We start from the raw sequence: 21,980 nt of genomic DNA, 5'->3' as shown, positions 1-21,980 counted from the left end.
TCTGCCATTTTTGGCAGGCTCTTTTTTTACCTCTATAACAATGTGCAAAATTCAAATTAAAACACGTTTTTAATATGAAAAACAAGGGAAGGATAAAGAGGACAGAAAAGGGGGATTGCACATGTGGCATGCATTGATGTGGGGTGGTGTGTCAGGATCAGCCGTTTTAATTGGCGCACTGACTGCCCTGTTTGTGCCGATTCAAAAGCGCCTGATCGGGTATATTATGGCGTTTGGAACCGGCGTCCTGATCGGGGCGGCGTCATTTGAACTGCTCAGTGAATCAGCGGAAAATGGCGGGTTTTTAGCGACCGGTGCCGGCTTTTTAGCAGGCGCGCTCGTATTTACGCTATTAGACATTGTGATCGCGCAAAAAGGGGCGAAAAAGCGAAAACGGTCGCATGTCCAGGCCTCGGATCAAGGATCAGGCCTGGCCATTTTCATCGGGACTGTTATGGATGCGATTCCGGAATCGATTATGATCGGTGCCAGTTTATTAGCCGGGAAAGGCGTTAGTTTATTGCTTGTGATCGCGATTTTTATCAGCAATGTGCCGGAAGGGCTTTCGGGTACAACTGGTCTCTTGAAGAGCGGTTATTCCAAAAAAAAGATTTTTCTTTTATGGCTGACGGTGCTTGTCACCTCGGCATTAAGTGCATGGGGCGGCTACGTTTTCCTCGGCAGTGCGAGTGAGGCCGTCATGGCTGCGATCGCTGCTTTTGCGGGCGGCGGAATTATCGCGATGGTCGGATCGACGATGATGCCGGAAGCATTTCAAGAAGGCGGCCCGGTCGTCGGCTTCATGGCTGCTCTTGGCTTGTTCGTTTCTCTTTTATTAAATGAACTTTAACTAAAAAGAGGGGGTATAAGTAAACATTATTCCTAGAAGGAATACACTATCTTAGAATATGGTATCGTGCATTATATCTTTAGGGATAAATCTTTATAAACGATTTATCCCTATTTTTTATACAAAGAACTACTTAGAAGAACCCTTTACTACAACAAATCAACGGATTTGCTACAGCATATAAATGTTGTCCAACAAACATATCCAATTTCTGAATTTAAGGATATAATTAAGCAATATATAGATAAGGACGTGAAGAATAATGACCGCAATTTCAACTGTTGCGAAATATCTTACTGATAATTCCGAATTATTAGCTATTAAAATCGTTGATGATATTCTGAAAAGACTTGAGATTGAACTCCCTAAAGAAGAGCTAACGTATTATAACGGTGTTTACACGGAGTTTATAGAGTTGCTGGCTGAGTCTATTACATTAAATGAGAATAAAGTGCCGCATGGGTTTATCGAAATGAGCAAAAAAAATGGAGAGCGCCAGGCAGCGCTAAAGGGAAGAATTTCAAGCATGATAGGACGCTATCCTGCTATTAGATTAGGCTTTATAGAACAAATCACGAAAATCTCTATAGAACATGGACTTTCTACAGAGGATACGGTCACGCTAAATAAAACGGTCAACCATATGCTCGACGTCAGCGTTACAGAAACCATACTTGCCTTTGAACGACAAACAGATAGTCTTCTTGATAAAAGAGAAAGAGAAATTAATGAAAAACAAAGAGCGATTAATGAATTATCGGCTCCCATTGTGCCCATTCAAGATGGAATTGCGATTCTGCCATTGATTGGGACCGTTGATTCATACAGAGTTGAACATATTTTGAATAATGTTTTGCCAGGTATCCCCCGGTTAAAGGTTGAGTTTCTTATTCTTGATTTTTCTGGCATCGTGACGATTGATACAGACGTTGCACATAATTTATTTAGAGTATATGATGTTCTTCGTTTGTTAGGAATAAATGTTTTTTTTACAGGCATTCGCCCTGATTTAGCTACAAAAGCGATTAGTGGGGGAATCGATTTTTCGTCGATTATGACCTATGCAAATGTGAAGCAAGCGATAGAGAACATAAAATAATATTTCAATGGCAATGACGATTTATTATATACTTTTTTATTTTTGAATGAACGAATGCGTTCGTTCAAAAAGGCATAGTAATGGTTTTCCTCATTTTTATATTCAATCCATCGGCGCCTTTCAAACAAAAACTGCTACACTATAGAGAGAGGTGGGGGCCGTTATGATGGAAGCAGAGCGCTGGATCGAAGGGGTTATCCAACAGGCAGGCTGGTTTGGGCCCGTCTTCTTTATTGTGCTGCATATCGTGCGGCCGTTTTTATTGTTGCCGGTCGTTGTGGTCTGCATCGCCGGCGGGTACTTATTCGGATTCGTGCAAGGAACGATTTATTCCATTATCGGCTTGTCACTAATGGGAGCGGTTTTTTATAAACTGGTCCATTGGTTTCCGTCGGTGCGGGATCGGATGTTGAGAATAAAGCGGAAAGTGGCAGGGGAACGGAAAATGACGGTCGGCCAGGTGATGATTCTTCGCGTGATGCCGTTTGTTCATTTTCATTTGCTGTCGGTTTACTTGATCGATATGACCAAATCATTCCGAGAATATATGCAGTTCTCTGTGCTTGGCGTGATCACGCCGGCTCTCTTATACACAGCTTTTGGAGAAGTCATTCAAAAAATGCCCTGGTATGCATCGATGATGTTTTTAACAGTGCTGCTTATTTTGTACGCGCTAATCGAACGCCGGAACAAAAAACGACAGCCAGAATCCAGCAGAGGATAGTAAACTGGCCTTATTCAGTTATTATTACACTGTGTGCAAAATTCAAAATAAAATAATTATAAAAAAAGCGATCAAGAAGACCGCTCTACATGCAGTTCAATTAAATTCCCATCCGGATCTGCCACAAACAGCTGGGCAAATCCGCTGGCGCTTGTTGGTTTTTCCAGCACGTTCACATTATGTTTTTTCAGCCACTTCAGCGTATCCTGATAGCTTTTTACGCGGAGCGCCACATGACCTTCCCGGCTTGATAGCGATGGATCCCGGCGAATGGTTTGTGATTCCGGCAAAACGAGCAAGTGAATTTGCTGGTTTCCAACGGCATACCAGGCACCTTCAAAGTCAAATGGCGGACGGGCTAGTTCCGTCAGTCCTAAAATATCCCCATAAAATTCTTTTGACCTGTCAATGTCGGTCACATTCAGGCCAACGTGATGAAGCTGTTCATATTGAATCATTAGCGTCATTCCTTTTTCTTCATTGTACCATGTTTAGCTTTTTTTTAGCGGGGAATATTTTCCTTGTACACTAAAAATGGATGGAGTTGGATAGGATGACGAAAGACAAATTTGAACGAATAGACGAACAGACACCGCCACAAACACAAAATCAGCAGCCGGGAATTGAATCGGAAATGACACCGGAACCGATTTATGACGATCAGGAATATCAAGGATCGGGCAAGTTAGCCGGCAAAGTGGCACTTGTAACAGGCGGTGATTCGGGGATCGGCCGGGCAACAGCGGTTGCCTTTGCAAAAGAAGGGGCGAACGTGGCCATCGCCTATTTAAATGAAGACGGCGATGCCGAAAAAACGGTTCAAATTATCGAGTCGTACGGCGTGAAAGCATTAAGTGTTGCGACAGACATAAGCGATGTAGAAAACTGTAAACAGCTCGTGGAAAAAGTGGTTTCGGAATTTGGCGGCTTAAACGTTCTCGTCAACAACGCCGGCAAACAGTTCCCGACCAAAGACTTTTTATCGATTTCACCGGAGCAGCTGCAGGAAACCTTCCAAACGAACATTTTCTCTATGTTTTATTTAACACAGGCGGCTCTTCCGCATTTGAAAAAAGGGGACGCGATTGTGAACACATCATCTGTCACAGCATACCGCGGCGCACCGGAGCTGATAGATTATTCTTCAACGAAAGGTGCAATTACGTCGTTTACCCGTTCACTCGCAGCAAATTTGGCGGACAAAGGCATTCGTGTCAACGCGGTCGCGCCAGGTCCGATCTGGACACCGCTTATTCCGGCCACATTTGATGAGCAAAAGGTGGCACAGCACGGTGCCGATACGCCGATGGGACGCCGCGGCCAGCCGTCTGAAAACGCGCCGGCATTTGTGTATTTAGCTTCAAACGATTCATCGTATGTAACCGGCCAGACGATTCATGTAAACGGCGGCGACTTTATCACTTCATAATCTGCAAACCCCTGCTTGAGACAGCAGGGGTTTTATGTTAGAAATGTTACCATTTGTATTGTAATTTTTTGCATTACCCTTTATTCTAAAAAAGTAATATACCTTAGAGAAAGAAAAGGGGAGATGTGTGTGGAAGCGTTCGTGACATGGCTAAATAGCATTTTATGGAGTGACCCCGTGATTTATATTTTACTGGGTGTTGGTTTTGTTTTTTCCATTATGACACGCTTTTTGCAAGTGCGGCACATAAAGGAAATGGTTCGGTTAATGTTTGAAGGAAAAAGCTCGGATGCAGGAGTATCCTCTTTCCAGGCACTTGCCATCGCATTGAGCGGACGAGTGGGAACAGGGAATATCGCCGGGGTTGCATCGGCTATATTCTACGGAGGCCCAGGGGCTGTCTTTTGGATGTGGGCAATCGCCTTTATCGGGGCATCGAGTGCCTTTATCGAGTCGACTCTGGCGCAAATTTACAAAACAAAAGAAGACGGCCAATATCGTGGTGGACCAGCATACTATATTGAAAAAGGGATGGGAATTAAATGGTTTGCCATGCTGTTTGCTTTTGCAGCGCTTATTGCCATGGCCATATTAATGCCCGGTGTTCAGTCCAATTCAATTGCAGCTGGAGTTGACAATGCATTTGGGATCAGCCCGGTTGTCACAGGAATCATTATCGTTTTATTACTTGGATTTATTATCTTTGGCGGTGTGAAACGGATCGCTCATGCGGCGCAGGTTATCGTTCCCTTTATGGCGCTTGGCTATATTCTGATTTCTTTAATTATTGTAGCCATGAATATTACAGAATTGCCATCGGTTATTGCTCTTATTTTCCGCAGCGCATTTGGCGTGGACCAAGTGTTCGGTGGCCTGCTTGGAATGGCGATTTCCTGGGGCGTTAAACGCGGTATTTATTCGAATGAAGCAGGTCAGGGGACAGGCCCTCACCCGGCAGCCGCGGCAGAAGTATCGCATCCGGCAAAACAGGGACTTGTCCAGGCGTTTTCCGTTTACATTGATACACTATTTATCTGCTCGGCGACAGCTTTTATGATTTTGTTTACTGGCATGTATAACACAACGGCCGAGGATGGCACAATGATTGTAGAAAACCTGCGGGGCGTTGAAGTAGGACCTGGGTTCACACAAGCGGCGATCGACAGCGTGCTTCCTGGATTTGGTGCCGGATTCGTAGCAGTTGCCCTATTCTTTTTCGCCTTTACAACCATTATGGCCTATTACTATATTGCAGAAACGAATATTTCTTATTTAATGCGCGGAAGAACGAACCCGCTTGCGATTAACGCTCTTCGTGTTGTTTTATTGATTACAACGTTTTACGGAGCGACAAACGAATCCGCTCTTGCGTGGGCATTTGGTGACGCGGGACTTGGTATTATGGTCTGGCTGAATGTTATCGCCATTGTTATTTTGGCGAAGCCGGCGCTGCTTGCATTAAAAGACTATGAAACTCAGAAAAAGCAAGGCAAGGATCCCGTTTTTGATCCGAAGCCACTCGGTATTAAAAATGCGGACTTCTGGGAAAACGAATATAAAAAGTAAACAAAAAACGATCGGCCCATTATTGGACCGATCGTTTTTTGTTTAAAAATCCAGCTGTTCCCGGCGGCGGTCCGCACGCTTAAAGCGAATGTTCCGCTCGTACTGGATAATGGTCAAAAGCACAATCAGCTCAGAAACCGGAATGGTCAGCCAAACACCGGTAAGCCCAAATACGCGCGGCAGCACAGCAAGCAGCAGGAGCATGACGGAAATTTCACGTGCCGATGTAATCCAGACAGCCATCCGGACACGGCCGATTGACTGGTAATACGTCACCATCACAAAATTAATGCCCGTAAATAAGTAGGCAATAAAAAACAAACCGATCGCGTCCACGGCAAGGGACGTGACGGATGGAGGGAAGTCACCAAAAATCGAGACGATTGGTCCTGCAGCAAATTGGCCAATGACGAAAAACAACACACCCACTCCAGCCGAAATGAATAAGGCGAGACGGATGGTTTCTTTTTTACGCTGTTCGTCCCGCGCGCCATGGTAAAAGCTGATGAGCGGAAGCCAATGGCGAGGATGAGCCACACCACCCGTTTTTGAAATGAAAACCGGACAAGCTTCAGGTTGCTTGAAGCCCGGAAAAAGTGCAAAGACAAAATGAAGATAGCCAGCGTGTAGGCAAGGACTGTAGCTAGTGCCGCACCCGCAGTTCCCCAATCGAGCACGAACAAAAACAAATAATTGAATCCAATATTGGCGAGTGCCGCCGTGACAAGCGCGGCCATGGAAAGGTTCATTCCTCCGTCGTTGCGGACAAAAACGCTGAACACACTTTCAATCGTATACACAAATCCAAAAAGAAGCAGGACCGTCATATAAGCAGACGCATGCCGATACGTATCGGCATTGGCACCAAGGGCGTAAATGAGCGGTTCACGAAACTGGTAGGCTATCAGCGCAATCACCACCGTGACCGAAAAGATTAGTACAAGAGCCTGCGTAAAAATCTCCCGGGCTTTCTCGTGTTTTCCGGCGCCCATGACCATCGAATAACGGGTGGCTGCCCCGACACCCATCCAGAGTGAAACGGCAATAAAAATCGTATAAACAGGACTAACTACACCAACACCGGCGAGTGCTTCGGCGCCAAGCCGGCTGCCGACCATAATGCCGTCAATTACAATATTCGCTGCCATTAGCATCATGCCGACTATCGATGGAATCAGATAACGAAGAAACAGTTTGTACACAGGAAGATTGGTGAGTGAATCACTCATAAAATAAAAGCTCCTTTTTGGAATGAAAAAACTATTTTTGTTTTATTAGTTTTCGAAGACAAAAGAAAGAGAACAGCTTTTGCTGATTCTAGTTCTTTTTCACAAGCCCATAGAGAAAAATGTCCCCAATCGAATGAAGCGCTTCTTGAACGGTAATCCGGTTATCCTGAAAAAACTGCCGGTCGAGCGTTGTATTGGTCGCGTCGATGATGAGTTTTATAATGAGCGGCACATTAGTTTCACCTATTAAGCAGTCATCAATCGCCTGCTCAATCAATGTGCGCAGGTCATCCCATTGGTTAAGCGCCGTGTTCATTTTTTCCCATTGTGCCGGGTAATGGCGCTTCATTTGTTCTAAAATGCGCAAATCATAAAACTCGGTGAAGGTTGGCGCAACAGTAATCGTCTGCTTAATTTTGTCAAGAAGCGTTAAATCCGGATCGGCTAAAATGGCATCTGTCCGTTCGTCAAAAGCAGTGAGCGACGAGTTAATGATGGCGTCTAGAATCGCCACTTTTGATGGGAAATGTTCATACAACGTTCTTTTGTTGATGCCGAGCCTCCGCGCGAGGTCGTCCATCGTGAACTTCATGCTCTTGTCGAGAATCTCTTCGATGAAGGCATTCATAATGCGGTCTTTCATGTATCAATCCTCCTGATCATGAAACTAAAAAAACAAAAATAGTTTTATTCGTTCTTTCATTATCATACCTGCTCTAAAAAATCGTCAAATTTGGCATAAATTCATTTCCGTTTCCAAAACAATTTGCTAAAATGAGCAAGCACATATAAAAGGAGGGTTTTTTTCATGACCGGTGATCAGCGGAAAAAGTTGATTATTTTAATGATCAACATGTTTATTGCCATTGGCAGCTTCGGCATCATCATTCCGATTTTGCCGGCATATTTAGATTCAATTAACGAAGGCGGTATGGCCGCGGGGCTGATGATCGCCATTTTTGCAGGCGCACAGCTCATTTTTTCACCAATTGCCGGGAAATGGGCGGATGATTACGGCCGTCGAAAAATGATTATTTACGGCTTATTTGGACTTGCCGTTTCAAGTTTTGTGTTTTATTTTTTCGATTCGATTTGGATGCTCTACGTATCCCGCGTAATCGGCGGCATTGGCGCGGCCCTGCTTATCCCGGCCATTTTTGCGTATGTGGCGGACATTACATCGTTTGAGCAGAGGGCAAAAGGAAACAGCTTTATTTCTGCAGCAATGTCGTTCGGGATTGTGGTGGGCCCTGGGATCGGCGGCTTCCTCGCTGACTTCGGCTTAAAAGCGCCGTTTTTGATTTCAGCGATTGTTGCATTGTTTGCAGTCTTTTTCTCAATTGTTTTATTGAAAGAACCGGATCGTCCGGAGCAGCCAGCCGTGATGGAGCGCCCAGCGGAAGAGCCGATGGTGAAAAAGCTTGCCCGTTCGGTGACGATGCCGTATTTTATCCCGCTCGTCATCACTCTTGTGATGAGCTTCGGCTTAATGGCGTATGAATCGGTGCTCGGCTTATTCGTTGATGACGAGTTTGGGGCCACGCCGCAGGATATCGCGCTCATGATCACATCGACAGGCATTGTCAGTGTGATCGTACAATTGTTTATCGTCGACCGGATCGTGACGAAATACGGTGAGGGAAAAGTGCTCAATGTCTTTATAGCGGTGGCGGCGCTCGGATTCTTTCTTTCGCTGTTTGCCAAAAACTACTGGCTGTTTTTCGGCATCTCGCTGCTTATTTTCTGCGCGACGTCGATTTTGCGGCCGGTCTTGAATACACTCATTTCAAAAATGGCTGGCAACGAGCAAGGATTTGCGATGGGCATGAACAATATGTACATGAGCATCGGAAATGTGCTTGGACCGACATGCGCTGGTCTTTTATACGACGTCAATATATTATTTCCATTTATGCTGGGCCTCGTGCTGCTCGGGATCACGTTTTTTATTACGATCCTATGGCAAAAACGGGCTGCGAAGCAAAACGTGCTGTCTTCCTAATCGGAAGGCAGTTTTTTTAAGAGGAAAAAGTCTCAAAAAGATGTATTGACAATAATTCAATAGTCATGTAAAATCACTTCCATTGACTTTTTAAACTGTACAAAATAAGATTACAGTATGTTTCTGAAAGGGGAACACATGGTTGAATAGTAATTTCACCATTGCCGTTCACAGCCTCGTTTACTTGGCTTATTTGCCAGGTCATATGGCATCAAGTGAAGCGATTGCGCATAATGTAGCGACAAACCCCGCGCGCATTCGAAAAGTGATGAGCATACTCCGTAACAGCGGATTTGTAAAAACGAAAGAAGGAATCCGAGGCGGGTATATGCTCGGTGAGGACCCGGGAAAAATTACGCTTGGCCATGTATATGAGGCGATATCGCGCGGCGAACTGCAGCCAACCTGGCAGACAGGAGACCCGGAACAAGGGTGTCCGGTTTCATCGAATACGCAAGGTGTAATGGATTACATTTTTAAGGAAGCGGAAGATACGTACGCTTCCTTTTTATACCAATTCACGGTTGCCTCTGTTTTACAAAAAATTAAAGCAGGTGTATAACCGTTTGAAACAGGGAAGTGAAAGAAATGGGGAACAAACAACAATTTCATGTTGGTGACTGGGTACAAGGCGAAACGTGGGACAAACAGAGAATCTACGGATATGTCGTAAAAATAGAAAACCCGGAAGACATTACAAAAGTGTATATTGTCGATTCAGTGAATGAAGAGCTGACCGGACGAATGATCCGCGTGCTTACAAAATCATTGCAGCCCGTGCTGGAACAGGAGCCAGTCGAAGCATCTCTTGAACAGCTCATTGATATGGCGCTGCTAACAAAAGATGAAGAATGGTTTGCGCAATTATCTGCAGAATTGCGCAAACTAAAAAAGCAATATTCATAATCATGTCAGTCGCCCGCTGCATCAACGCAGCGGGGGATAGTCAACAAAAGGAGTTTTACAATGAAATCAATCAATGCAATGAAATCAACCTATGCACCGTTACTGGAAAATTTTTCATTAAAAAGCGGTGTTGAGTTAAAAAACCGCATCGTGATGGCACCGATGACCAATTTTTCATCGAATGATGACGGGACGGTGACCGAAGCGGAAGTGGCGTATTATGCACGCCGGGCAGAAGGTGTGGCGGCGGTAATCACCGCTTGCACATACGTAACACCAAATGGGAAAGGGTTCCCGGGTGAATTTGGCGCCGACCGCGATGAGATGATTCCAAGTCTCGCGCGTCTTGCGTCTGCGATTCAGGAAAAAGGCGCCAAAGCGATTTTGCAAATTTTTCACGGCGGCCGCATGGTGCCGCCAAACTTAGTGGATGGGGATATCGTCAGCGCAAGCAACGTGCCGGCAGAAGCAGAAGGAAGCGCTGTACCGCGTGAGCTTTCTGCTGCAGAAGTGGAAAACATCATTGCGGCGTTTGGTGAAACGACACGCCGCGCGATCGAAGCGGGCTATGACGGGGTGGAAATTCACGGCGCCAACGGCTACTTGATTCAGCAATTTTTCTCGCCACATTCCAACCGCCGTACTGATAAATGGGGCGAACGCCTTGCTTTTCCGCTTGCGGTTGTTGATACGGTGAAGAAGGCCGCTGAAAAAGCAGACCGCCCGTTTGCAGTCGGCTATCGCTTTTCACCAGAAGAGCCGGAAACACCGGGTATTACAATGGCAGATACATTAGAACTGATCGATGCCTTAAAGGAAAAAGAGCTTGATTACCTGCATGTGTCCCTTATGGAATTTTGGTCCGAGCCAAGACGCGGTGTTGATGATACACGCACACGTCTGGAAATTATTAAAGAACGCGCTGGAAATACGATACCGGTCATCGGCGTCGGGTCGATTTACAAAGCGGATGATGCGATAAAAGCACTTGGAACGGGTGTTGACCTCCTTGCGATTGGCCGCGGGCTTATTATCGAGCCGGATTGGGTACAAAAAGTAGAGAATGGCCAGGAAGAAACGATTGCCGTGAAAATTGACAAAAACGCGCAGGAAAAACTTGTTGTGCCGGATCCGCTTTGGAATGCGATTGTAAACACGCCGGGCTGGTTCCCAGGCGTTTAAGAGAAAGGGTGAAAACATATGCCGTTTATTACCGTGAAAGTATTAGAAGGAAAAACACCCGAACAAAAACGTGATTTAGTGAAGCGCATGACCGCCGCTGTCAAAGAGTCGTTTGACGTTGATGCGGACAAAGTTTTTGTCTTTTTTGAAGACTTGAAACCGAATGACTACGGCAAGCAAGGCGAACTGTATTCATTTAAAGATGAAAAATAAGTGAAAGGGCTGCCCCAACTAAAGTTGGAGCAGCTCTTTTTTTATTGACAAAATAGTTTCGTTCAATTTAAAATGTTGCTATAAGGAAACTTTATTTGATAAGGGCATAAGAATATTGTAGCTACTTTTTTTTGGGATTAAAGTTGCCTTTGTGCAAAATATTTTTAAGAGGGAAAGAAAGGAGTGTTCAACATGATACCCGCTATTCAGGTCTCAGAATTATCCGTTTCATATCACGGACAGAAAGCCATTCAAAGAGCTGATCTTATCGTTGAAAAAGGGAAATTAGTTGGTATTATCGGACCGAATGGAGCGGGGAAATCCACGTTTGTGAAAGCTATGCTGTCGTTAATTTCAAGAGACGGCGGCACAGTCCGTTTCCAAGGAAAATCCTTTAAGGAGATGAGGACCTCCATCGCCTATATGCCACAGAGAAATGAAATTGATTGGGATTTTCCAATCACGGTGTTTGATACCGTCTTAATTGGTACGTATCCAACATTAGGGTTTTTTAAAAACCCAGGGAAAAAGGAAAAGGAATGGGCACGGGTTTGTTTGAAAAAGGTCGGGATGGAACCATTCTCAAAAAAACAAATTGGTGAATTGTCAGGCGGTCAGCAGCAGCGTGTTTTTCTCGCCCGTGCCCTTGCACAAAAAGCGGAAATTCTATTTTTGGATGAACCGTTTGCCGGGGTGGACGTGGCAAGCGAAGCAGCGATGATTGCTTTATTAAAAGAGCTAGCTGCCGATGGGAAGACTATATTAGTTGTCCATCATGATTTAAGTAAAGCAACCGAATATTTTGACCAGCTGTTGCTTTTAAATAAAAAAGTGATTGGTTTTGGAGACGCTGAAACGGTTTTTAAACGAGAACTTTTATGCCAAGCTTACGTTCATCCTCTCTCATTTCTCGATCAAAAGGAGATGGCAGACGCATGAATTTTTTAGAAGCCATTTTTTATTATGATTTTTTACAAAAAGCGCTGCTTACCTCTGCGATGGTCGGCATTATTTGTGGCATGATCGGGTGTTTTATTATTTTGAGGGGCATGGCGCTTATGGGTGACGCGATTTCTCATGCCGTTCTTCCAGGTGTAGCCATTTCGTATCTGTTAGGGATACCATTTTTTATCGGAGCTGTTGTCTCAGGCGTTGTGACGGCGGTAACGATTGGGTTTATCAGCCAAAATAGCCGGATAAAACAGGATATTTCCATTGGCATCATGTTTACCTCTGCTTTCGCGTTCGGCATCCTGCTCATTACCGGGATGAAAAGCAGCACCGATCTTTATCATATCTTGTTCGGGAATGTGCTTGCCGTACGCACAGCAGATATGTGGGCAACACTTGGCATCGGATTTGTTGTTTTTTTATCGATCGTCCTTTTTTACAAAGAACTGCTTGTTTCTTCTTTTGACAAGACGATGGCACAAGCATACGGATTGCCGGTGCAATGGATTCACTATATTTTGCTCGTGCTCCTGACGATGGTGACGGTGGCTTCCCTGCAGACAGTCGGCATCATCTTAGTTGTCGCGATGCTGATTACGCCTGCTGCAACCGCGTATTTGCTGACAGACCGTTTGTGGGTCATGTTGTATGCATCTGCACTGCTTGGCGTTATTTCATCGGTTGCCGGTTTATACATTAGTTTCACGTATAATCTGGCTTCCGGGGCAGCCATTGTTCTCGTCTCCACTCTTTTGTTCCTTCTCGCGTTTTTTCTGGCTCCAAAACAAGGCCTGATCTGGCGGAGAATGAGAACTTATGCAAATACGGAAAAGGGGGAAATATAAAATGAAAAAATGGATGATTGGCATGATGGGTCTGCTGCTTTTGCTGGCGGCCGGCTGTGGGAAATCGCCAGAAGGAGCAACTGAACAGGAGAAGATGCAGGTGGTCACCACGTATTCCATTTTATATGACATTGTTAAAAATGTTGGTGGAATGCATGTGGATATTCACAGCTTGGCACCGGTCGGTTCGAATCCGCACGAATATGATCCGCTGCCGGCGGATATTCAAAAAACAACGGATGCCGATGTCGTTTTTTATAATGGACTGAATTTAGAGGCAGGCCGTTCATGGTTTGACAATCTGCTCGAAACAGCCGGTAAATCCGGTGAGAATGCCCCTGTTTTTCGGTTAAGTGAGAACGTAGAACCAATGTACTTAACGACGAAAGGGAAAGAAGGAGAAGAAGACCCACATGCATGGCTGGACATTCAAAACGGTATTCGGTACGCGGAAAATGCCCGGGACGCGTTAATCAAAATAGACCCGGATCATGCAGAGGATTATGCGCAAAATGCGAAAGATTACATTGCGAAATTAAACGATTTGCATCAAAAAGCGCTAGAGGAATTTAATCAAATTCCGCCTGAAAAAAGGTTTCTTGTGACGAGCGAAGGCGCCTTTAAATATTTTAGTAAAGCCTATGGGTTTAATGCAGGGTACATTTGGGAAATTAATGCTGAGAATCAAGGGACGCCGGACCAGGTTCGTTCCATCGTAGACCTCATTCGTGACAAACAGATCCCCGTTCTTTTTGTCGAATCGAGTATTGATCCGAGAAGCATGCAAATGGTGTCCGATGAAACGGGGGTGCCGATTGGGGGAACTCTTTTCACAGATTCACTTGCACAGCCGGGGGAGAAAGGGGATACCTACTTCGGCATGATGGAATCGAATCTGGAAGTAATAATGGAAAATGTGAAAAAATGAAATTAAATCGGCGTTCTATGGAAAACTACCGTATAATGAGAAACGTTCATCACTATAGAAAAAGAAGGTAATAAATCCATGGAAAATAACTTTAGCCAATTTTCGATCAGTGCAGATATTCAGAAGGCACTCTCCGAATTATCTTATACGAAACCGACCGATGTACAAAAAGCCGTCATTCCTGCCGCTCTTTTGAAAAAAGACTTGATTGTTAAATCCCAAACCGGCAGCGGCAAAACCGCATCCTTTGCAATCCCACTTGTCCAGATGACGAACTGGGATGAAAATAAGCCGCAGGCACTTGTCTTAACACCGACACGGGAGCTAGCCGCGCAAGTAAAAGAGGATATTACAAATATCGGCCGGTTTAAGCGGACAAAAGCCACCGCGGTCTACGGAAAATCACCGTTTGCCCGCCAAAAGCTTGAGCTCAAGCAAAAAACACATATCGTCGTTGGCACGCCGGGGCGTGTTCTTGATCATATTGAAAAAGAAACACTTGATGTGCAAAAAATCCGTTTTCTCGTCATTGACGAAGCGGATGAAATGCTGAATATGGGGTTTATTGAGCAAGTATCCGCCATTATTGAAAAATTGCCACAGGACCGGGTAACGATGCTGTTTTCTGCGACGTTCCCGCCGGACATCGCCCGCTTATCGGAGAAATATATGAACACGCCGGAGCGGATTGAAGCGGCGAAAGAAATGACGACGTCATCGATTACACACGCCGTTATGGTGACTGCGGAGGACCAAAAAATCCGCTCACTAAAAGACGTTCTGGCCGTAGAAAATGCGGACAGCGCGATGCTGTTTTGCAGGACGCAGGAGCGCGTGGAGACGCTGTTTGACACACTCGACCGGGCGGGCATGTCATGCGGCATGCTGCACGGGGGCATGATGCAGGAAGACCGATTCGCCGTTATGACGGAATTTAAGCGCGGCGAGTTTCGCTACTTGTGTGCAACCGACGTCGCTGCCCGTGGCATTGACATCGAAAATGTGCCGCTCGTTATTAATTTTGACGTGCCGCTTGAAAAAGAAAGCTACGTGCACCGCACTGGCCGGACCGGACGTGCAGGCCATGCCGGCCGGGCGATCACATTAATGACGCCTTTTGAAGAAAAGTTCGTAGCAGAAATTGAAAGCTATATCGGATTTGAGCTGCCGCGTAAAGATCTGCCATCTCCATCCGAGATCGCAGCCGCCAAGCCTGCGTTTGAGGAAAAAATGGCCGAACGTCCGCAAGTAAAAGAAGACAAAAGCAAAAACGTAAACAAAGACATTATGAAGCTGTATTTTAACGGCGGTAAAAAGAAAAAGCTGCGCGCGGTTGATTTTGTCGGCACCCTTTCCAATTTGCCAGGGTTGAAAGCCGAAGACATCGGCATCATTACCATTCAAGATAATGTCACCTACGTCGATATTTTAAACGGTAAAGGTCCATTGGTATTGAAAGTGATGAAAACAACCACTGTCAAAGGCAAGCAGCTGAAAGTGCAAAAAGCGCGAAACTAATGGATTCGATTCGTGAGCAGGGTCTCTGTTTCGTGACCAACGGCTTCATTTCGTGAGCAAAGTCAGACTTTCATGACCAATAGCATATTTCACAAGTAAATCCAAAAGACGCCCGGTGCAGCCATCGGACGTCTTTTGGTTATTGATCGATATTTTTTGCCCCCTTAATGAGCAGCCATTGAAGCGGCAGCCGCCCCCATAAGGCCCATTTTGGCAGCTGCTTATTTCCGAGAGGAATGTTTTTCGCTGCCATGTACACGTTGGCCGGGAAAACGGCCGCCAAAAAACCCGGAATCGTTTTAGTGACAAACGACGTGCGGCGGTCGAGCAGCAGCACGACACCATAGAGAATTTCAATGACACCGGAAATCGCGACGATCGCTTTTTTAAACGGCAAAAAAGCAGGCACAATTGCTTCAAATCCTTTTGATCGTGTAAAATGGGCAATGCCCGCAAACAAAAAGCCCGCCCCATATAAAAGCCTTAGTATCGTTTTCAACTGAATCCCGTCCTTTTCTAAACGCTCTTTAAACCGTAGTAAAAGAAAAAGATTTTGTCAAATTTTAACGAAATATTAAAAAAGTAGTCAAAATGATGTGGGGCATCCTGTATAATGAACGGGAGAGGGGGAGAAACATGAATCGTCAGTCAGAACGCAGCGCCTTGCAGAATGTGCAGGCCATTGCGAAAAAAATTCAGCCATATATAAAGAACGAACAATTTGTTGAAGACTATTACGAAGAGCTTCACCATTTACTTGATGAAGAACTACAAGACAACGAGTACCTTTTAATTGTAGATGAAACAGGATTGGCCCGCATTCATACAAATAGGCTGCGGGAAGGAGTCGTTTTTTCGGATGAGACGGGCCAGCGTGCCGCTCAGACGAAAGAGCCGATCGTCCAGCAATATGCGCGGGATACGGGAGAATTAATCATGGATGCGTCCGCACCTATTCACTTTTTAGAAAATGGTAAGCGCTTTAATTTGCGTCTTGGGAAAATCTCGCAGCAGCCATTTTTACGCCCGGCGTTTGGAGCAATCAGTACGCTGCCGATGCTGGCCACGCTGTTCTCGATTTGGCTGACAGGCCAGTTGACAGACACGGTTGCATTTTTGTTGCTTGCCGTACTCGCTGTCACAGCAATTGCCGGCCATTTTTTGTACCGGACGGTCACCTCGGAAATTCGAACGTGGTACCGGTTGACGAGAAAAGTGTCAGCCGGGGACTTAACATCCGAAGTGAAAAGCGGACGCCGGACCGAATTTCATCAAATTGGTTTTGAGCTTAATAAAGTCGTCCTTGGGATGCGCAATATGATGAGCGAGCTGCAAAAATCTGCTCAGTCCGTTCAGCATGTGTCAGGGACGCAAGCGGAGCAGTCTGCCCGCCTGCTTGAGACATTTGAAAGCCTGTCCGGCACGATGCAGGAATTTCAATCAGGTTCTGAGATGCAAATGTCGTCGCTGCAGTCCGCACATGCGGTCGTGCAGGATATGATGGCAAGCATTCGCGGCATGGAAAAAGAGATGGATGCCACGTTTGCATTGTCCGAACAAACAGCGGAATCAGCGGGCCAGGGTGCACAAATAATGCGTGAAATTGAAGCAGACATGGTGCACGTGCAGGAAGGAATCGGCCAGGCAGCAGGCAAAATGAGGGCCGTTTCCAACGATACGGATGCCACAATGGCCATTGTTACGTCCATTACCGCCATTGCGGCTCAAACGAATTTGTTGGCGTTGAACGCGTCTATTGAAGCGGCGCGGGCGGGAGATGCTGGCCGCGGATTCGCGATTGTGGCGGAAGAGGTCCGGAAATTGGCGGAAGAAACGAATATATTTTCTGCCGATATTTTGTCTGCGCTTGAAAAAACACGTGATGATATTCATCGTGTGGCGGAGCAAGTAGAAAACAGCCGGAGCGGGATGGAATCGAGCGTTCGTCATATGCGGCAAGCGGGGGAGACGATTCTCGGCTTAAATACCATTGCCTCTGATACATTGAGCGCCGCCCGCAGCAACCGGACGTACGCGACACGCATTCTTCAGGACGGCGAACAGCTTGAGACGGTTATCCATGACGTCAATCACATCGCCGAACGATTTACCGAACAGGTGGCGCGGACAGTTGGAGAAATGGATCAAAATAAACACAGTGTTCATCAAATGTCGGAAGATGCCCGTCGTCTTTCTGCTGATACAGAAGGCTTGAGCATGATCGCGAAACGGTTTAAGCTGGCAAAATAAAAGAAATGTCCGCCGAATAAAGTCGGAGACATCTCCAAAAAAATAAAAATCGAACCTTTATGAGGTTCGATTTTTTTACGTTATTTTACTTTTTTATAAAATGTCTCGTCATATACGTCTAAATAAATATCCGCCTCGATGTCCGTATTCTGAAAGGCCACGGTTTTTATCCCGGCTGCCCGCGCTGGAATCAAGTCTAGCGACCGGTCGCCAATCGCCCAGTCGAGTCCATATTTTTCGTGCAAATACAAATACGCTGCAGCATCCGGCTTGCGTGGAAATCCGTCATCTTCCGGGCTGACAATTTCATCAAAATAATCAATTAACCCCCATTTTGTTAAAAGGTAAGTAGTAGAAGCTTTTGTCCGGTGCGTGACAATGACATTAACATCCGCTGCAGCCAGGACTTCTTTTACCCCGTCAAACGGCAGGCAGCCTGACTCTGATTCTTTATGGTCAAGCTCCGCAAACATCGGGCGGAAATCATCCGAGATGCCGTAATGCTCAAACGCGAGCTTTGAATTTTTCTTCAGCCAGCGCAGCGCTTCAGTCCGGTCCACCGGCTTGCCATGAGCCGCTTCATGAACCGCCGCAAAGCTGTTCACAATAGCCGGATACGTATCAAAAATCGTGCCATCTAAATCCCAAAGTAACTTCATTTATACGTTCTCCTTTTCATGTTCGAAATAAAATCGGTAGGCGCCTTTTCCATTCTGTTTCACGTCATACATCGCCATGTCCGCTTTTTTGATCAATTGTTCTGGCGAATCTCCGTTATCAGGATACACGGAGATTCCGATGCTCGGCGTAAGAAAGAGGGCTTGGCCAGCCACATGATGCGGCTGGCTGATTAAACCAAGCAGCCGCATGGCCACATCCTGCACTTCCTCAAGTTTGGAAAACTCGCTGAGCAGAATCGCAAATTCATCGCCGCCTTGCCTTGAAGCCATATCACCCGTGCGAATCGATGAGAGCAGCCGGCTGCTGACAGAAACGAGCAGATCATCGCCAGCATCGTGTCCTAACGTATCGTTAATCTTTTTAAATCCATCTAGGTCCATGTACAAAATCGCAAATGCCTTTTGGTTGTCCTGCACAAGCTTCATCAGCTTTTTTTCAAATGACAGCCGGTTCGGCAGACCGGTCAATCCGTCGTGATACGCTAAATGTTTCATTTGGCGCTGTTTGTTTTTTTGCTCAGTAATGTCTTTGCCAATGCCATAAATGCCGGTAACACGTCCGTCCACCACAATTGGAATGTTCGTGATATTAATAATCAATTGCTGGCCGGTTTGGCTGCGAAGAGTTACTTCAAATTCGCGTGCTTCTCCATTAAATAAGAACGGATAATGCGCCATAATCCGTTCTTTATCTTCATCTGCCACAAAGGAGGTGCTGATCAGGCCAATCGCCTCGGTTTCATTTGAAAAACCGAGAAGGCTTGCAGCCGCCTGATTCATCGATTGAAAGCGGCCGTCAAGGTCCACCGAATAAGCGGCTTCCGGGTAATAATCAAATAATGAGCGGTAGCGCTGTTCGTTTATAGACAACTGATCAGAGCGCTGCAGCAATTGGTCATAAAGCGTGCGATTTTCCACAATGGTCACCGCTTGTCGGATCATGAGCAAAATAATCGAAACCGCCGCTCCGATCGTTAGCGCGTTAAAGCCGGCATAAAAGATCATAAAAATAAACAGCACGGTGACCGAAGCATACGGAATGAGCAGGCGTATTATTGAGGTGCTTTTCAAGCGGGTCTCAGGTTCAGCCGGTGCATTCCCATACAGCCGGCCGGCAAGTGCAATCAATAAGGCAGATAAAATATACAGAGGGTCGGTTATATTTCCGGACTCATAGCCATTATTTAAAATGAAAAATAAATGAATGGAATTAGCGAAAATCTGCACGAACAAGCCGAACAAAATAAAAAGCATTTCTTTTTTTGCCTGTGAATGATGTAAGCCGAAAAATAAGGTAGATACAGCCAGCAAAAGCCCAAGATCTGTCACAGGATAGCTGAGCGTGACAAGCAATTCAAACGGCGTTGCTGCTACATCCTCTAAAATATGCTGAATGAGAAAGTGACAGCTGAAACTAATCGCAACGGTCATCGTGATCAGCATATCAAACACCAGGCGGACCGTCTGGTGTTTGTTTAAATTTGATCAGAATGGCAAGCGAATAAAATAAAACATGCGCAATAAAAAAGATATCCAGGAATCCAACTGTTGGTATCTTCATCCGCCAGAATGATTCAAATAGAAGCCATAGGCATTCTCCCAAAAAGTAGAACGTTAACCCAGAGGCCAGTAACTTCCAAAAAAATCGGTCTCGAACATGAGGGGATCTAATCATTTGCAACAGCCACACGAGGGCAATGCCGATTGCGACGACCGACAGCACGTTTCCGCCGAGCGTCTTCATCCATTCCTGATCTTCGAAAACAAACAGCCAGCCGTAATAAATACTTATGTATATGAAAATGAACAGCTTAACACGCGAGCCTGCATTCATAAACCGATCCTTCAAACGAAAAAGCCTTCTCAGTATTTTAGCATAAAAAGAAGCGATTTCGACGAACGGCTTTTTCATGGTAGAGATTAGTTGAAAAACATCCCATTTTTTTGAAAAAGCACAAATAAGAAAAAAGCAGACAATAGGAAGCGAATTTAAAACATAGAAGAGATTTGTCGGAAAATATTTATTATTTAATGTAAACGGTTTACGAGAGAAGGAATGCTTGCTATTTTGTCTGGAACACGTTATTCCTATATATAGAGATAAATTGTTCGATCACGAGGAGGATATAATGTCTAAAGTAATTGCGATTAACGCAGGAAGTTCATCATTAAAATTTCAACTGTTTGAAATGCCCATGGAAACGGTGCTGACGAAAGGACTTGTTGAGAGAATCGGCTTGACAGAGTCTGTTTTTTCGATTACAAAACCCGACGGCACAACAGACACAGAAGTAACGGACATTCCGGATCATGCAGTCGCGGTTCAAATGCTGCTGTCGAAGCTTGTCTCCAACGGCATCGTCGCGTCACTTGACGAAATCGACGGCATCGGCCACCGCGTCGTTCACGGCGGCGAAAAATTCGACGATTCGGCGATTATCGATGAGGCAACGCTTACGGAAATTGAAGAGCTGTCAGAACTCGCACCGCTTCATAACCCGGCGAACGTAACGGGCATCCGCGCATTTCGCGCCGTGCTGCCAAGCGTACCGGCCGTCGCGGTATTTGATACGGCGTTCCACCAGACAATGCCGGAAAAATCATTTTTATATAGCCTGCCATATGAATATTACAAAGACTACGGCATCCGTAAATACGGCTTTCATGGCACATCGCATAAATATGTATCTGAGCGCGCAGCGGCACTGCTTGGCCGTCCAATCGAGCATTTGCGCTTAATTTCATGCCACCTTGGCAACGGTGCCAGCATCGCGGCGATCGAAGGCGGGAAATCAATTGATACATCGATGGGCTTCACACCGCTTGCCGGCGTTGCCATGGGAACACGCTCCGGTAACATCGACCCAGCGTTAATGCCCTTTATTATGGAAAAAACCGGCCAGACAGCGGACGAAGTGTTAGACACATTGAACAAAAAAAGCGGTATGCTTGGCGTATCCGGCGTGTCAAGTGATCTTCGCGACTTGTCAAAAGCAGCTGAAGAAGGCAATGAACGTGCGGTTACAGCGCTTGAATTATTCGCAAGCCGTATCCACAAATACATCGGTTCCTACGCAGCGCGCATGTCCGGTGTGGACGCCATCATTTTCACAGCAGGAATTGGTGAAAATGACATTGCATCACGGGCACGCATTATGCGCGGCCTTGAATTTATGGGCGTTTACTGGGACCCGGCACTAAACAACGTGCGCGGTGAGGAACAATTTATCAGCTACCCGCACTCACCAGTGAAAGTCATCGTCATTCCAACGAACGAAGAAGTGATGATTGCCCGTGACGTTTCTCGTCTAGCAGGCGTGTAAGGCGTTTCTTCAACGTTTTTAAGCGGAACAATGATTAGCTAATTATCCATTTAAATTAAACATTTGGGTCATCAACAACCATAACTGAATTTGACCCTTGCCCTCTTGGATGTGTGAGTTTCAACACTGAAAAGAGGTTTTTTTTGTAGCTGAAAAAATGAAAATTCATAATGGATTGTCTAGTGAGAAAGCAAGAGAACGTGTTGTAAGAGTAACGAAAATGAAGTGATGATCTGAACACACTTTTGATCACACTATGAAAGAGCAGTATGAAAAATTCAGTGG

Annotated in this window: 23 protein-coding genes and 1 pseudogene; 16 read left to right on the top strand and 8 right to left on the bottom strand. The window is 45.6% G+C overall.

Going from position 1 to position 21,980, the window contains the following annotated elements; translation table 11 throughout:
* The first annotated feature begins 121 nt into the window (after window positions 1–121).
* The 3 genes from NLX67_RS18475 to NLX67_RS18465 all read left to right on the top strand — a co-directional run bounded on the left by NLX67_RS18475 (window position 122) and on the right by NLX67_RS18465 (window position 2,673).
* Entirely contained in the window at window positions 122–850 is a 729-nt protein-coding gene (locus NLX67_RS18475) for a ZIP family metal transporter (protein WP_254312889.1), read from the top strand.
* A 262-nt stretch (window positions 851–1,112) separates the two neighbouring features.
* Window positions 1,113–1,949 (top strand): STAS domain-containing protein, encoded by an 837-nt coding sequence (locus tag NLX67_RS18470; protein ID WP_254312888.1) that lies wholly within the window; start codon window positions 1,113–1,115, stop codon window positions 1,947–1,949.
* A gap of 163 nt (window positions 1,950–2,112) precedes the next feature.
* A complete protein-coding gene (locus tag NLX67_RS18465) occupies window positions 2,113–2,673 on the top strand; it encodes a TVP38/TMEM64 family protein (protein ID WP_254312887.1) in 561 nt (186 codons plus the stop codon).
* Window positions 2,674–2,744: 71 nt separating this feature from the next.
* Here the strand turns inward: NLX67_RS18465 and NLX67_RS18460 are convergent, their stop codons facing one another.
* Complete coding sequence (locus NLX67_RS18460; protein WP_254312886.1) at window positions 2,745–3,131, bottom strand: VOC family protein; 387 nt, start codon at window positions 3,129–3,131, stop codon at window positions 2,745–2,747.
* Between the two features lie 95 nt (window positions 3,132–3,226).
* Between NLX67_RS18460 and NLX67_RS18455 the strand changes: the two genes are divergently transcribed.
* Complete coding sequence (locus tag NLX67_RS18455; RefSeq protein ID WP_254312885.1) at window positions 3,227–4,102, top strand: SDR family oxidoreductase; 876 nt, start codon at window positions 3,227–3,229, stop codon at window positions 4,100–4,102.
* A gap of 123 nt (window positions 4,103–4,225) precedes the next feature.
* Window positions 4,226–5,668 (top strand): alanine/glycine:cation symporter family protein, encoded by a 1,443-nt coding sequence (locus NLX67_RS18450; protein WP_254312884.1) that lies wholly within the window; start codon window positions 4,226–4,228, stop codon window positions 5,666–5,668.
* Window positions 5,669–5,710: 42 nt separating this feature from the next.
* Here the strand turns inward: NLX67_RS18450 and NLX67_RS23100 are convergent, their stop codons facing one another.
* The 3 genes and pseudogenes from NLX67_RS23100 to NLX67_RS18440 all read right to left on the bottom strand — a co-directional run bounded on the left by NLX67_RS23100 (window position 5,711) and on the right by NLX67_RS18440 (window position 7,540).
* Window positions 5,711–6,205, bottom strand: a complete 495-nt coding sequence (locus NLX67_RS23100) for an MATE family efflux transporter (RefSeq protein ID WP_309143148.1) — start codon at window positions 6,203–6,205, stop codon at window positions 5,711–5,713.
* A gap of 533 nt (window positions 6,206–6,738) precedes the next feature.
* Window positions 6,739–6,786 (bottom strand): annotated as a pseudogene (locus NLX67_RS23095) (hypothetical protein); the annotation flags it as partial.
* 199 nt (window positions 6,787–6,985) lie between these two features.
* Window positions 6,986–7,540, bottom strand: coding sequence for a TetR/AcrR family transcriptional regulator (locus tag NLX67_RS18440; protein ID WP_254312883.1), 555 nt, complete (start codon window positions 7,538–7,540; stop codon window positions 6,986–6,988).
* 165 nt (window positions 7,541–7,705) lie between these two features.
* Between NLX67_RS18440 and NLX67_RS18435 the strand changes: the two genes are divergently transcribed.
* The 9 genes from NLX67_RS18435 (at window position 7,706) to NLX67_RS18395 (ending at window position 15,442) form a co-directional block, all read left to right on the top strand.
* Window positions 7,706–8,899 carry an MFS transporter gene (locus tag NLX67_RS18435; RefSeq protein ID WP_254312882.1) on the top strand — a complete coding sequence of 398 codons (1,194 nt, stop codon included), beginning with the start codon at window positions 7,706–7,708 and terminating at the stop codon, window positions 8,897–8,899.
* Window positions 8,900–9,041: 142 nt separating this feature from the next.
* Window positions 9,042–9,461 (top strand): Rrf2 family transcriptional regulator, encoded by a 420-nt coding sequence (locus NLX67_RS18430; protein WP_254312881.1) that lies wholly within the window; start codon window positions 9,042–9,044, stop codon window positions 9,459–9,461.
* A gap of 26 nt (window positions 9,462–9,487) precedes the next feature.
* Window positions 9,488–9,805: an IDEAL domain-containing protein gene (locus NLX67_RS18425; RefSeq protein ID WP_254312880.1), complete on the top strand. Its 318-nt coding sequence runs from the start codon at window positions 9,488–9,490 to the stop codon at window positions 9,803–9,805.
* A gap of 78 nt (window positions 9,806–9,883) precedes the next feature.
* Window positions 9,884–10,987 (top strand): NADH-dependent flavin oxidoreductase, encoded by a 1,104-nt coding sequence (locus NLX67_RS18420; protein ID WP_254312907.1) that lies wholly within the window; start codon window positions 9,884–9,886, stop codon window positions 10,985–10,987.
* Window positions 10,988–11,005: 18 nt separating this feature from the next.
* On the top strand, window positions 11,006–11,200 hold the full coding sequence (locus NLX67_RS18415; protein ID WP_046180872.1) for a 2-hydroxymuconate tautomerase: 195 nt from the start codon (window positions 11,006–11,008) through the stop codon (window positions 11,198–11,200).
* A 192-nt stretch (window positions 11,201–11,392) separates the two neighbouring features.
* Window positions 11,393–12,139, top strand: a complete 747-nt coding sequence (locus tag NLX67_RS18410; protein ID WP_254312879.1) for a metal ABC transporter ATP-binding protein — start codon at window positions 11,393–11,395, stop codon at window positions 12,137–12,139.
* Window positions 12,136–12,996, top strand: a complete 861-nt coding sequence (locus NLX67_RS18405) for a metal ABC transporter permease (RefSeq protein WP_254312878.1) — start codon at window positions 12,136–12,138, stop codon at window positions 12,994–12,996. Before NLX67_RS18410 ends, NLX67_RS18405 begins: the two co-directional genes overlap by 4 nt.
* A gap of 1 nt (window position 12,997) precedes the next feature.
* The gene (locus NLX67_RS18400; RefSeq protein WP_046180875.1) at window positions 12,998–13,924 is read left to right on the top strand and encodes a metal ABC transporter substrate-binding protein; all 927 of its coding nucleotides are present in this window, start codon (window positions 12,998–13,000) and stop codon (window positions 13,922–13,924) included.
* 78 nt (window positions 13,925–14,002) lie between these two features.
* Window positions 14,003–15,442, top strand: a complete 1,440-nt coding sequence (locus tag NLX67_RS18395) for a DEAD/DEAH box helicase (RefSeq protein ID WP_254312877.1) — start codon at window positions 14,003–14,005, stop codon at window positions 15,440–15,442.
* Window positions 15,443–15,581: 139 nt separating this feature from the next.
* On the opposite strand, the gene NLX67_RS18390 is transcribed toward NLX67_RS18395, so the two are convergent.
* Entirely contained in the window at window positions 15,582–15,941 is a 360-nt protein-coding gene (locus NLX67_RS18390) for a DoxX family protein (protein WP_046180877.1), read from the bottom strand.
* 137 nt (window positions 15,942–16,078) lie between these two features.
* Between NLX67_RS18390 and NLX67_RS18385 the strand changes: the two genes are divergently transcribed.
* Window positions 16,079–17,692 carry a methyl-accepting chemotaxis protein gene (locus NLX67_RS18385; RefSeq protein ID WP_254312875.1) on the top strand — a complete coding sequence of 538 codons (1,614 nt, stop codon included), beginning with the start codon at window positions 16,079–16,081 and terminating at the stop codon, window positions 17,690–17,692.
* Window positions 17,693–17,772: 80 nt separating this feature from the next.
* Here NLX67_RS18385 and NLX67_RS18380 read toward each other — a convergent pair whose 3' ends face one another.
* The 3 genes from NLX67_RS18380 to NLX67_RS18370 are packed head-to-tail and all read right to left on the bottom strand — an operon-like array spanning window position 17,773 to window position 20,221.
* Entirely contained in the window at window positions 17,773–18,351 is a 579-nt protein-coding gene (locus tag NLX67_RS18380; RefSeq protein ID WP_254312874.1) for an HAD hydrolase-like protein, read from the bottom strand.
* Complete coding sequence (locus NLX67_RS18375) at window positions 18,352–19,815, bottom strand: diguanylate cyclase domain-containing protein (protein ID WP_254312906.1); 1,464 nt, start codon at window positions 19,813–19,815, stop codon at window positions 18,352–18,354. It abuts the gene before it with no gap.
* 1 nt (window position 19,816) lies between these two features.
* On the bottom strand, window positions 19,817–20,221 hold the full coding sequence (locus tag NLX67_RS18370) for a hypothetical protein (RefSeq protein WP_254312873.1): 405 nt from the start codon (window positions 20,219–20,221) through the stop codon (window positions 19,817–19,819).
* 280 nt (window positions 20,222–20,501) lie between these two features.
* Between NLX67_RS18370 and NLX67_RS18365 the strand changes: the two genes are divergently transcribed.
* Complete coding sequence (locus NLX67_RS18365) at window positions 20,502–21,695, top strand: acetate kinase (protein WP_254312872.1); 1,194 nt, start codon at window positions 20,502–20,504, stop codon at window positions 21,693–21,695.
* Window positions 21,696–21,980: the final 285 nt, after the last annotated feature.

The organism is Domibacillus sp. A3M-37, assembly GCF_024213455.1.
GTDB lineage: Bacteria > Bacillota > Bacilli > Bacillales > Domibacillaceae > Domibacillus > Domibacillus tundrae.
Note: the sequence above shows the minus strand (reverse complement) of the source record. Positions and strands in the feature narration are given on the sequence as shown.